This window comes from Scytonema sp. PCC 10023 (assembly GCF_963920835.1).
Classification (GTDB): domain Bacteria; phylum Cyanobacteriota; class Cyanobacteriia; order Cyanobacteriales; family Nostocaceae; genus Kalymmatonema.
The window spans coordinates 112,293-124,094 of the sequence record NZ_CAWUDP010000004.1 but is presented as its reverse complement, the minus strand read 5'-3'; the positions used below and the strand labels follow the sequence as shown (position 1 = coordinate 124,094).

At 40.8% G+C, this 11,802-nt stretch carries 10 protein-coding genes; 6 read left to right on the top strand and 4 right to left on the bottom strand.

What is annotated here, in order from left to right:
• Nucleotides 1–67: 67 nt before the first annotated feature.
• The 4 genes from ACM0OZ_RS04145 (at nucleotide 68) to ACM0OZ_RS04130 (ending at nucleotide 5,046) form a co-directional block, all read left to right on the top strand.
• Nucleotides 68–1,015, top strand: a complete 948-nt coding sequence (locus ACM0OZ_RS04145; RefSeq protein ID WP_414581553.1) for a D-2-hydroxyacid dehydrogenase — start codon at nucleotides 68–70, stop codon at nucleotides 1,013–1,015.
• A 35-nt stretch (nucleotides 1,016–1,050) separates the two neighbouring features.
• Nucleotides 1,051–2,298 carry an MFS transporter gene (locus tag ACM0OZ_RS04140; RefSeq protein WP_414581552.1) on the top strand — a complete coding sequence of 416 codons (1,248 nt, stop codon included), beginning with the start codon at nucleotides 1,051–1,053 and terminating at the stop codon, nucleotides 2,296–2,298.
• An 836-nt stretch (nucleotides 2,299–3,134) separates the two neighbouring features.
• The gene (locus ACM0OZ_RS04135) at nucleotides 3,135–4,184 is read left to right on the top strand and encodes an LLM class flavin-dependent oxidoreductase (RefSeq protein ID WP_414581551.1); all 1,050 of its coding nucleotides are present in this window, start codon (nucleotides 3,135–3,137) and stop codon (nucleotides 4,182–4,184) included.
• A 46-nt stretch (nucleotides 4,185–4,230) separates the two neighbouring features.
• Nucleotides 4,231–5,046, top strand: a complete 816-nt coding sequence (locus ACM0OZ_RS04130; RefSeq protein WP_414581550.1) for a hypothetical protein — start codon at nucleotides 4,231–4,233, stop codon at nucleotides 5,044–5,046.
• Nucleotides 5,047–5,166: 120 nt separating this feature from the next.
• On the opposite strand, the gene tnpA is transcribed toward ACM0OZ_RS04130, so the two are convergent.
• Nucleotides 5,167–5,571 (bottom strand): IS200/IS605 family transposase, encoded by a 405-nt coding sequence (gene tnpA, locus ACM0OZ_RS04125; protein ID WP_414581549.1) that lies wholly within the window; start codon nucleotides 5,569–5,571, stop codon nucleotides 5,167–5,169.
• A gap of 59 nt (nucleotides 5,572–5,630) precedes the next feature.
• On the opposite strand from tnpA, the gene ACM0OZ_RS04120 reads away from it, so the two are divergent.
• Nucleotides 5,631–6,890 (top strand): RNA-guided endonuclease InsQ/TnpB family protein, encoded by a 1,260-nt coding sequence (locus tag ACM0OZ_RS04120; protein WP_414581548.1) that lies wholly within the window; start codon nucleotides 5,631–5,633, stop codon nucleotides 6,888–6,890.
• 308 nt (nucleotides 6,891–7,198) lie between these two features.
• Here ACM0OZ_RS04120 and ACM0OZ_RS04115 read toward each other — a convergent pair whose 3' ends face one another.
• On the bottom strand, nucleotides 7,199–9,586 hold the full coding sequence (locus ACM0OZ_RS04115; RefSeq protein ID WP_414581547.1) for a hypothetical protein: 2,388 nt from the start codon (nucleotides 9,584–9,586) through the stop codon (nucleotides 7,199–7,201).
• 9 nt (nucleotides 9,587–9,595) lie between these two features.
• The gene (locus tag ACM0OZ_RS04110) at nucleotides 9,596–10,006 is read right to left on the bottom strand and encodes a hypothetical protein (protein ID WP_414581546.1); all 411 of its coding nucleotides are present in this window, start codon (nucleotides 10,004–10,006) and stop codon (nucleotides 9,596–9,598) included.
• 620 nt (nucleotides 10,007–10,626) lie between these two features.
• Here ACM0OZ_RS04110 and ACM0OZ_RS04105 point away from each other — a divergent pair.
• Nucleotides 10,627–11,598, top strand: coding sequence for an aliphatic sulfonate ABC transporter substrate-binding protein (locus ACM0OZ_RS04105; RefSeq protein WP_414581632.1), 972 nt, complete (start codon nucleotides 10,627–10,629; stop codon nucleotides 11,596–11,598).
• Between the two features lie 32 nt (nucleotides 11,599–11,630).
• On the opposite strand, the gene ACM0OZ_RS04100 is transcribed toward ACM0OZ_RS04105, so the two are convergent.
• On the bottom strand, nucleotides 11,631–11,798 hold the full coding sequence (locus ACM0OZ_RS04100) for a CopG family transcriptional regulator (RefSeq protein ID WP_157679219.1): 168 nt from the start codon (nucleotides 11,796–11,798) through the stop codon (nucleotides 11,631–11,633).
• Nucleotides 11,799–11,802 lie beyond the last annotated feature (4 nt).

Sequence of the window (11,802 nt, the reverse complement as noted above, 5' to 3'; positions counted from 1 at the left end):
TTCTTTTTTTTCGACTTTTGCAAGAAGTTTATTGTTAAATTTTATTTAAATATCTTGCATAACTAGTATGAAACTCATTCTACCAGTAGAACTGGCTGCGAAAATCGAGCCGCTTTTACCACCAGATATTACATTTGTACGTGTAGATAGTGAAGGTAATTTTGAAGGCGATCCACAGGATGCTGAAGTTTACTTCAACGGGTTTAAGTTAAAAAATACAACTCTCCATAAAGTATTAGCAGCTTCCCCTAAAATTCGTTGGCAGCATACACCAAGTTCTGGTGTGAATCACATTCTCACACCCATTTTTTTAGAACACGATATACTTCTGACTAACGGATCAGGAGTTTATGCCATTCCCATCGCGGAATTTGTAATTACTTTCCTGCTTTATCACGCCAAAAATGTCCACAAATTGCACTCTTTACAAGCTGATCACCATTGGATCAAGTGGTTAGAGCTAGAAGAGTTATACAATAAGACTTTACTGATTATTGGTGCGGGAAATATTGGTCAAGAAATTGCCATTCGTGCTAAAGCCTTTGGGATGAATATTTTTGGCAGTCGTCGCCACCCAGAACCATTACCAAATTTTGACAAAATAGTGGGTGCGGATGAATGGCGATCGCTTCTTCCAGAGGCTGACTATGTAGTTATTGCCACACCTCTGACACCTCAAACCAGAGGCTTAATTGATGCAGAGGCATTGCGGTTGATGCGTCCGAGTGCTTACTTGATTAATATTGCTCGTGGTGCGATCGTCGATGAAAATGCCTTACTCACTGCTCTACGTGAGGGTTGGATTGCTGGTGCTGGATTAGACACTTTTGCTGTGGAACCATTACCCCCGGAAAGTCCTTTTTGGTCTTTACCTAACGTATTTATAACCCCTCACTGTTCAGGACTGACACCACAACTTTACGATCGCATCGTGGCGTTATTTCTTGATAATTTAACACGTTATCGTAAAGGCTTGCCTTTGCGTAATATCGTGGATAAACATACTGGCTACTAAACTGGCTACTAAAATCTACAAATTTACCAACCTTGATGTCTGATCAACGGCACGATCCCTATGCTGCATGGCGCTACCGTAATTATACTTTATTTGCCATTGCCCGTAATCTTTTAATGTTGGGTTCCCAGATGCAAAGTGTCGCTATTGGATGGGAACTCTACGAACGCACAAGTTCAGCCCTCATCTTAGGTGGTGTGGGTTTGGTACAGGTTATTCCAGTCATTTTATTGACATTACCTGCTGGTCATGTTGCAGATCAATGGAACCGTCAGCGGATCGTATTCTTAACTGACTTGATGCTTGCCTTGTGTTCCTTTGGTTTAGCAGTACTATCCTACACCCACGGCTCTATTTTCCTCGTCTATACCTGTCTGTTTTTAGGTGGTGTAGCCAAAGCTTTTAACAGCCCAGCCAGCAATGCTTTACTACCTCAACTCATTCCTTTAGAAGTATTTAGTAATGCAGCAACTTGGAATAGTAGCGCTTTCCAACTAGCCGCAGTACTTGGTCCTGCATTAGGTGGGTGGATGATCGCGGTACAAAAAAGTGCCACCAGGGTTTATGTTATTGATGGGGCACTGATCATGATCTGTACGGGTTTAATTGCCGCTATTCACTACAACAAAACTGTACGTTTGTCAAATAAAACACCCTCTTTAAAAACCTTAGTTGCCGGAATGAATTTTGTTTGGCACAACAAAGTCATTTTTGGTGCGATCGCTCTCGATATGTTTGCAGTCTTGTTAGGTGGTGCTACGGCATTATTACCCATCTTTGCTAAAGACATTTTGCAAGTCGGTCCTACTGGGTTGGGATGGTTACGCGCTGCACCAGCAATTGGTGCATTGGTGATGGCTGTCACCTTGGCGCATCTGCCACCGATGAAAAGAGCCGGAAAAGCGCTAATATGGTCAGTCATCGGTTTTGGTGCAGTGACGATTATCTTTGGCTTATCGCGTTCCTTCGAGTTATCCCTAGTGATGTTGGCATTAAGTGGAGCTTTTGACAACATCAGCGTCGTCATCCGTCATACACTGGTGCAAGTGCGTACTCCAGATGAACTGCGCGGTCGTGTTTCTGCTGTCAACAGCGTATTTATTGGTACATCAAACGAGTTAGGCAGCTTTGAATCTGGTTTAGCAGCCGCATTATTTGGACCGACTCTTGCTGTGGTAGGCGGCGGAATTGGCACGATTCTAGTTGTGTTAGTTATTGCCTTGCTGTTACCAGAACTACGCCGACTAGGACCGCTGCACTATGTGGAAAAGGTTAAGTCCTAGTTCGTTGTTGCGCTGAAGCGCTCTTGTATTTTTTCTCGCCTATCAAAACAAAGTGGGAGGGACGGAGCAACAACGTTCAGAATCCGTGTCTTTTCAAAGCACGGAGAGTTCAATGACTTACACCGCTTTTCAAGTAAATAAACCACGGGGTAGGGGCAAAGTAGCCTTTGCCCCTACGAAAATCTGTGGTTCAATTAACTGAAAATAGCTGTAAACATTTGTTCACATCAGTTCCTTGCTTTTTCTCTTCATTTGTGAATTGACGTACTCCCAGGCATAAATGCGCAGGGATTCTTAAAGGTTGCTACTCCGAAAGCTAAAGCAATACTTGGCAGCACTTCTTCTTCCTGTTTCATTGACTCTTAACTAGGCTTTGTCCCATGACTTAGCCCCCGTCAGACCGTCTCCGCAAGCGTTTTATTTTTACATCCAGGAAGCGTCCCTCCCCCGATGGATCTGAATTTTATGGGTCTGTTTCTCTGCAATTTCTAATTGCTTTGTATTACAGGTCGCGTCACCATTACATGTTCACGGGTGATATTTGTCTCGACAAGCCCAAACAAGGTTGAGATACCTTTAATCTGTGGTTCATTGACCACTTGTAATAGCATACATTATTTTGTCCATACATTCCGGAAAAAGAGAAACGTCGGGTTAAAACCCGCCGTGTCGGATTTCATCCCCTTTCTAAAGAAAAGGGGTTCTCATCCTTCCGTTTGCAGCCTGATAGTTATATACTAATACTACGGTAAACTTATCAAATAATAGTAAACTAAATTTAGTAGTTTAAGCGCCTAGACTTCGGAAAACTTTGTTTTCAAGCAAACATAGCAGTTATGTCTCAACCACGTTACGGGATTTGGATTCCCGTTTACGGCAATTGTGGCGCGATGAACCATCCACTTGAACCTCGTGACGCAAGCTACTTAAGAGCAAAGACACTCATCCAGCTAGCAGAAGAGTGCGGGTTTACGACTACTCTCATCGCTGAACACATCATTAATCCAAGGAATCAAGAATTTGAGCAGTTAGAGACTTGGACAACAGCAGCAGCCCTGGCTGAAGCAACTAAATCAATTGAAATCATCGCTGCTGTAAAGCCTTTGCTGTTTCATCCAGTTGTGCTAGCCAAGATGGCATTAGGCATTGATGCCATCAGCGGCGGGCGTTTTGCCGTTAACGTCGTTAGCGCGTGGTTTATGCCGGAACTACAAAAGTCCGGCATACCTTTCCTACCCCACGATGAGCGCTACCGCTATTCTCAAGAGTGGATTAAGGTGGTTAAAGCGCTGTGGAGTGGAGAACGGGTCAATTTTCAAGGAAAATACTTTGCGATCAATGATTTGTGTTTGCGTCCGCGTTCAGTAGCACAACCGCATCCCCGCGTGTATGTGGGTGGTGAGTCAGAAGCAGCCAAAGAGTTAGCAGCACTCGAAGCAGATGTATTTTTCCTGAATGGTCGTCCTTTGCATGTCGTGCGCGAAGCGATCGCCTCCCTGAGAAACCGGACACGCACACAATCCAAACCGCTACGCTTTGCGCTGTCAGCTTTTGTGATTGCCCGATCAACTGACGCGCAGGCACAGGCAGAATATGAATATTTGCTAGAACTCACCAAACAGGACGACAGAAGCGAACTCTTAAAAGGTGTTGAACCGGAAGTGGTGATGTTCAAAAATATGGCGAAATATCCTGGTGTGGGGAGTAACGGCGGTACAGCAGCAGGCTTAGTTGGCAGCTATGATACTGTAGCTGCACGGATAGCTAATTTTATCGAAGTAGGCATTGATACTTTTATGCTGCAATTTCAACCTTTTCCTACGGAGATGAAACGCTTCTCCCAAGAGGTGATGCCGCGAGTGCGCTCACTAGAACTTGTAACTTGACACCCAACAACAGTAGGATTTTTGATTCTCATTACTGAAGGCTTATATGACTGCAACCTTGACTCGTCCGACTTGGACACCTGAGTTGGAAATTGAAATTATCGACAAACTCATTGCTCGGTATGCTCCTCACTTTCCCACAACTCGCGCTGCAACACCACGACAACCTATCACCCAAGAAGAAATAGAGAATTTCTGCCACTTTCGTATTGGTGGTGCAGCTCACGACTTGTATATAGTGCAAGTTTGTGGTAAGGTTATAGACCAAATTCCTGACCCAGAACTGCAACTATTTTTGAGCCGCCAAATTGGCGATGATGGCGCACACGCTCAACATACCCGTCAACGAGTGTGGGAATTAACAGGACACGATCCCATCGCCCAGATACAGCAGAGAGTGCAAAAGCACTGGGACTTTATGGGAGATTTGCCTCATCGTAACTGGTTAGGGTTCATGGCGTTTGAGTTGCACTATGAATTGCATATCGTTGCTCAGTTAATTTTGAATAGCCGCACAACAAAAATCAACGACCCAGAAACAGGAAAATTTGGTGTTGAGAAAATTCTCCCTGATGAAGCATACCACCGTTTGGGGGTCTTAGCTTGGTGGCAACGTAAGTATGAGCAAGCATCACCCACACAGAAACAGGAAATTGCAGCACGACTCCTTGAACTGGACGAAGAAGGACAGCGGCGACGCAATGCTTACCTCAAGGAGTATTGGGGAATTATTCACCGCGCCACGGGTGCAGAAATTGAAGGATTACCAGTGATTTACGATGCATGGCGGCGAGAGGTGCTTGCTTACTTTTTGGACATCCCCGTTTCTCAACTTCCGAAGTTGGTGAGCGTTACCGAGTAGAAAAATTTAGAAAACGTGTTCTCCTCTTTCACCCCCCCTTTCTAGGGGGGCTTTTTGAACGTATTGCGCTATCCTTCCCTACCCGAGCGCCGAAGGCGGGGTAGGGAAGGTGCTTCGCTTCTATCTTCGAGCTTGATTTTGGATGTATTTCTTTAGGACTTCTATTGGCGCACCACCACAAGAGGAAACGTAGTAGGAATTAGACCAAAACGAAACTTTACCCCAATAATACTTTTTTACTTCTTCAGGAAATTCTTTTTTTAACATTCTTGCAGTAGAACTTTTTAAACTTCCTACTACTGCTGCAATCGAGTTTCTAGGATGGAAATCTAACAGGATGTGTACATGGTCTGATTCACCATTAAACTCAATTAACTGACAATCCATTTTGTTTGATACTTGCTCGACCATTTCTTTTAATCGGTCGAGCATTTTTGCGTTTAGCGCTTTACGTCGGTAATGAGTTACAAACACAAAGTGTAGTCGTACGCTAAAAACACTATGAAAACCTTTTCTAGGTTGCATATTGACAAGGTATAGCCGCATAACTACAATAGCTAATATAACAGATAGGTCGAGATGTTATGGCTACCAAGCGAATTACTTTCAGGCTTTATCCTTCAAAGATACAAGCCGATAAAATGCACTATTGGAGACGACTTCATAAAGATTTGTACAATGCTTGTATTGAGCATCGTAAAACTTCATATAAAAAGTTCAATAAATCAGTAGATTATTTCGACCAACAAAATTGTCTACCTGAGTTTAAAGAGTGTTGGTCAGAGTATAAAGAGCTTGGTAGTCATGCTTTACAAGACACCGTAAAAAGAGTTGATTTTGCATTCAAGCGATTCTTTAAACTCAAGTCTGGGTACCCAAAGTTTAAATCAAGTCGCCATTATAAAGGATGGACTTATCCTTGTATATCTGGGTGGAAAGCTTGCACGAACGGCAAGAATGGTTATCTAAAAATATCTAATTTAGGTAACTTAAAAATGTGCGGTCAGGCTAGAGATTGGGGTAAGCCTAAAACTTGCACAATCATGTTTAAGCAAGGGAAATGGTATGCTTCAATCACTGTTGATTGTGTTCCATCTCGTTATCAAACAGATACAGGTGCTATTGGCTTAGACTTTGGTACTCACCATGCTATTGCACATTCTAATGGCAATGTGATTGAGAATCCCAGATTTGTTAAAGCTGCTCAAACCAAAATCAATAAAATAGCTAAAACCAGTCGTAGAAAAAGACCACCAAACAGAGGTGTTAAACCTTCACGACGTTGGAGAAAAGCTTCGCAAGCAGTAGCCAAAATACAATCCAAAGTTGCGCGTCAAAGACAAGACTGGCAACATAAACTCTCTACACAAATAGTTAGCTGTAATAGCTTGGTAGCGACTGAGAAGTTAAACCTTAAAGGGATGACTCGCAAATCTAAAGGCAAAAGAAAACGTCAAAAGTCAGGACTTAATAAGTCTTTGCTTGACGTGGGAATAGGTAATCTTAAAGACCTGATTAAATATAAAGTTACCGAAGCTGGAGGCTTCTACATTGAGATTCCGACAGTCAAAGTTAAACCTTCTCAAACTTGCCCTAATTGCGGTTATCAGAAAAAGAAAACATTAACAGAAAGAGTACATCATTGCGAAAAATGCGATTATCAATGTGATAGGGATGTAGCCGCAGCAATGGTAATGCTCAACTATGCAAGGGGTATGGAACGTGCCTCTACAGATGCAGATGAGTCAACCTCAACAGGAGTGCGGAAGCTTCAAGCAAGTTGCTCAGATGAAGCGTCAGAAACCGCGACCGAGCGCCGAAGGCGGGTCGCGTGTAGTTCATAATTCAAGGAGAGTTGACTCGTACCGCAGAAATGATACTTATGAATGAACCGCAGAGTACGCACCAGAAAGAGAGAGGAGGAAGGAAGTGATGTTAATCAGTATTAGTACAGAATTACTAATTAAGATAGTTATAACTCAAATACCAACTTATGACCCATTGTTGGGAAAATACCCAAGGTTGGTGACGGCGCTCATAACTACCACGAGAAATTTTTTCGATTCATACGTACAGCTTTCTAAACACTACTTTTACATCTTGCATTTTCTCCGTTTTGAAAAACAGATTCTAACTTAACAAATTCATTACCCTAATGTGCCTTAACCTCCATATTTATACATTGTATTCCACCACATATCGGACATAAGGCAGTAAAAACCTTAGCTACAACTGTCGCATCTTTAGGAATATCAGAAAGTCGTACATTCTGGCTTGGAAAAACTTTTTCAAATAGTTCAGATGGGGGATCAAACAACTCAGAAAAGCCACATTTATTGCATGGATAGACCATCTCCCAACTATTACGTTCAGCAAGATATTTTTCCGTTATCCGGAAGGGATATTCGCTAGTTTCAGAAACTAGAAACAGGATTTTCTCTCCTTGTTTAACTGTAGTTAAATTGTGTGGTTTGTTAAGTAAAATACCTACATAAACATCATCTTGTTGTGCAATTATACTTACCCACATTAGCTCAGGTCTTTGTTTACTAACTCTTGGGCCGCCCTCATGAACAATGACTTGAATATCATCAGGATAGTCAGGGTGAAATTTATTTTGCAAAAGTGGATGTTTCCTCCATTTGCCAGGGATAATAAGATCTGGTAATTTATTGTGAAAATGAACGTTATGAACACCATTAACACTACTTGCATTACTATATTGATATGTATTCATAAACTCCATAATGCAAGAGAAGCAATCATCTCCCCTGAACCATTCTGTTATTTTTTCATCAATTGAATCACTACGGAGCAGAGTCTCTAGTCCAGAACCAACCCAATTTATAGGAAAGTCATCTTTTTCTCGTGCAAATACCAAATTTGAAAAATCTCTTCCTAAACCTACCTCGATTCCATAGATTGTTTGGGGCTGCTTATTGTTTCTAGCTGTATCTAATGAGGATATGATTGCCTGTTTAACTTTACTAGATGGATAGATTAAGTTAGAAAGCCTTTGGTGCATTGCTTCAAGTTGTTTAATTGCTTCAGCACCTCCAATATTTCCAAGTGCTTCAATACAGGCTACCAAAAGATTGTACGAAAGCTCTTTGTAAGTTGATTCAGAGTTGATGATCGGTTCGATTAAGCTAATTCCTCTTTGATCACCGATATACCCTAATGCACGAACAATTTCCTCTAGCTCATAATTGCGTCTTGCATCAAGTATTCCTAATTGGTTTAAAAATGACTTAGCGTTTTCAGAAAAATATACCTTTAGACTATTTTCAATCACATTATCAATATCTCTAATAAGCTCACTCAATTCTGGAACGACAGAGTTATCACGAAGGAAACCCAAAACTCTAATAACTTCGAGCTTCATCGCAATGTTGCTTCCTCTTATTATTTCAATATATGTAGATCTTTCCAAATACCGATTGTAAATAAGATGTCTAACTGCAATAATTCTCTTCCACAAAATTGGTTCGTTTTCGGAAACAGCGTTTATAAGCCATTCTAGTCCTATAGAATTACCAAGTCGCATCAGAGATATAGATGCTTGAACTAATGTTGGTATATCATTTCCTTTATGCAGGATATTCAGACACAGTTTTTCTGCTTCCAACTTATTTTTTGCTTTTAGATTAAGCTGAGTAAGAATATCAATTTCCTCTGTATTTAAATCTCTCAAAATATTAGGATTTTTGACAAAATTCCACTTGCCATCTGCTCCCAAATACGATCTTCCAAGATGTTCTATCTCCTCCGGATCAATATTTTTTAAGACATCGATATTTTCAGAAACTTTCTGAAAATATGACTGTGTATTCAAAATATCTGAAGCTTTCGCAGGGCTGAAGTGGTGGTCAATATATACTGAAATATTAAATATTTCTGAGTCTCTAGTCTGATTTTTATTGTAATACAGTCGCAATTGACCTTGAAGTTCTACTTTTCCATCACGAGAAGAATGACCTGTTCCTACTACAACATGAAACCTATCAGCAGAATGTTGATTCACAACAAATGATGCTTCCCGAACAACCGATTTTACTTCTGCTGGATCGAGCAAAATATGATAGACATGTGATGAGGCAAGTACTGGAGATGTTTTAATCTCATCGAAATATGTCTGGCTTGACAGTATAACAAGCTCTATTTTATGTATTAAGATAGGATCTTTATCTCTATTTAAGAGTTTTACATCAATAACTGGAAATGGCTTTCGCTCAATAATAGTAAGTGAAACTATTTGAAAATTTTCTTCTGTAGTGTGGAGAGGAGCATTATAATCATAATTGATGGTTATCTTTCCTCCTTTGACTATTCCGAAAGTAGCGTTTTTATTCCCATTTATTTCTTGTCTATTTTCTTGTCTATAATCTGAGCGAACTTCAGACTTCAAAGCTTGAGTATTTATTTTAAAAATACGTGCAAATCTTGAAATTTTTTTTAAAGCCCATCTAAAAAGGTCGGTAAAAAATCTTTTTAGCATAACTCTAGACTTTCTTCTTAAGAAGACTTTTTCTATCTCCAATGATTTTCTTTAATTATTTAAAGTGAAGTTTCCTCCTGTTTGCTGTCCAATCGTTACATTTTTCTCGCCGCTTACAGTTTGACTAATTCTAATCACATTTGCAACTGATTCAGAATCCTCATCTATCAGTTGAGAAATTGTCTTTGCTAAGGCTTCATCTGTTTTTAATAGTTTTTCTAATTGCAGACGAAAGATAGTTTTCAGAGTCTCATTCTGCGGTTCTTCTGCCAGATCTTCAAACGCTTCTCTAGCAGCTTCTTTCGCTTGCATCTTAGGTAAAAGCTTAGTCCATATACTTTTGGCTCGTATCCAAGCATCAGACCCGAATTGCTTACCAGCTTCTTTGGCAGCAGCTTCGCTTGATTTGACTAAAAAAGGTAGAAAAGGAGCAAGGAAGGAAGTCAAAACCGTTACATCCATACTTAAAATTCTTTTATCAAAAAATACTAAACTTCTTTTGGAGGAAAAATTAATACATAATAAATTATAAGTGAATATATAGGAGAATTTTGTTTACTTAAGAGTTTTTTTGCCTCTCCCGTTTTTCCCAAACATAAGAAGGCTACAAGTAGCCAGTACATAGTTACTAGTTAAGACAGTCAGAACTAAAATCCCAACTTTTAACCGTAAGCTGGTAAAACGCTCAAAATCTGGCATACTGCGGGTAACGCTACCCCTTGTTCCGTCGAGTTTCGCCGTATGTCTGCCCTGGATACCTTCCCCGATGCTCAATCATCTAAAGTTGGTAAAACGGAAAAAAGTGAGCCTGCTGTCTTTTAAAAACCCAAGTTCAGAACTTTCGGAATTTTGTATGATGTGATTTAATATGGTTATAAAATACGGTAATCCGGTAAATTTATAGATATTTGCAAAAACTGGTATGACGCCCAAATAGCTGCGACTTCAACTCCTAGCCCTTGAGATTAAGGAGTGTATTGTGCATATTCATCGAAAACAATACATCTGTCGGTATAGAGAAACCCTGAGTACCCAGAGACTTGGCAGAGTCTTCATTGTTTGTTCCTGTATTGGTTTCATAGCTGCTGGTTGCACGCCACAAACTGCTGGTTGTCGCAAAGGAAACGAGTAATAACACAGCAATTAGTAAACAAAATTTCACAAACACCAATGTCATTCGTTTAGGATATCAAAAAGGAGGGATTATTCCCATCGCACGACAACGCGGTGAGTTAGAGCAAGAACTGAAAGCACAAAACATCAAAGTGGAATGGAGTGGTCCGTTTGACCGTTGTGCAACTTTGCTGCAAGCCCTCAATGGAAATCGAGCTGACATTGGTGGGTGCGGTGACATTCCATCTATATCTGGTATTGCTGCGGGACAGCCTCTTTGCATAGGAGCCGTACAGCCTCCCAAACCAGATTCTTTAGGCAATGCCATCTTAGTACGCGGTGATTCTTCGATACGTAAAGCTACTGATTTAATTGGTAAAAAAGTTGCTGTGAATCAAGGTGGTGCAGGCGAATATCTGTTACTAAAAGTTTTGGAAAAAGAAAATATTCCGAAAGAGAAAGTCCAACGGGTTTACTTATCGCCAAATGATGCAGCACCCGCCCTCTATCAAAATTCTGTTGATGCTTGGGCAGTCTGGGAACCATATATTTCCATTGCTGAATTAGAACATAGGGCGAGGAGAATTACCACCACCCATCCAGCCCCTACTTACGGCATTATGGTCGTGCGGCGTGGTGCAGCTACTGAAAATCCACAAGGTGTAAAAGCTGCCCTGGTTGCTCTTGGCAAAAATGCCGAATGGCTGAATCAAAATCCCTCATCTGCTGCGGAATTTATGGTCAAGGAACTAAAAGTTTCCTCGACCGTAGCAAAACAAGCCACCAAAAACCGAGGTCCAGAATCAGTCACATTTCCCAATTCAGAAGATATCGCCAATCTCCAGAAAACTGCTGACTGGATGCTTGAGCAAAAGATTATTCCTCAACGTGTAGACATTGCTGCTGCTTTATGTCCAACGGCAAAACTTAGCGTTAAATGATTCATTTCTCAAACCCAATAAAAAAAAGGGGGCTAATCAACAGTGATTGATTTCCTTACAATTGCTAACAATTGCTCATCTTTAAGTACGAGAAGTAGCATTTTTATTGCTCCAGTCTTTGTTGCTCCTGTTTGCTTGCAATACTGTTCAAGGATTTCGTGGTACTCGTCAGGAAGTCGAATGTCTAATCGTTTACTCATAGTA

Excerpts from the sequence above, each read along its gene's own strand:
- tnpA (WP_414581549.1), bottom strand. The coding sequence starts at position 5,571 with ATGCAACCTAGAAAAGGTTTTCATAGTGTTTTTAGCGTACGACTACAC.
- ACM0OZ_RS04145 (WP_414581553.1), top strand. The coding sequence starts at position 68 with ATGAAACTCATTCTACCAGTAGAACTGGCTGCGAAAATCGAGCCGCTT.
- ACM0OZ_RS04110 (WP_414581546.1), bottom strand. The coding sequence starts at position 10,006 with ATGGATGTAACGGTTTTGACTTCCTTCCTTGCTCCTTTTCTACCTTTT.
- ACM0OZ_RS04140 (WP_414581552.1), top strand. The coding sequence starts at position 1,051 with ATGTCTGATCAACGGCACGATCCCTATGCTGCATGGCGCTACCGTAAT.
- ACM0OZ_RS04135 (WP_414581551.1), top strand. The coding sequence starts at position 3,135 with ATGTCTCAACCACGTTACGGGATTTGGATTCCCGTTTACGGCAATTGT.
- ACM0OZ_RS04120 (WP_414581548.1), top strand. The coding sequence starts at position 5,631 with ATGGCTACCAAGCGAATTACTTTCAGGCTTTATCCTTCAAAGATACAA.
- ACM0OZ_RS04100 (WP_157679219.1), bottom strand. The coding sequence starts at position 11,798 with ATGAGTAAACGATTAGACATTCGACTTCCTGACGAGTACCACGAAATC.
- ACM0OZ_RS04130 (WP_414581550.1), top strand. The coding sequence starts at position 4,231 with ATGACTGCAACCTTGACTCGTCCGACTTGGACACCTGAGTTGGAAATT.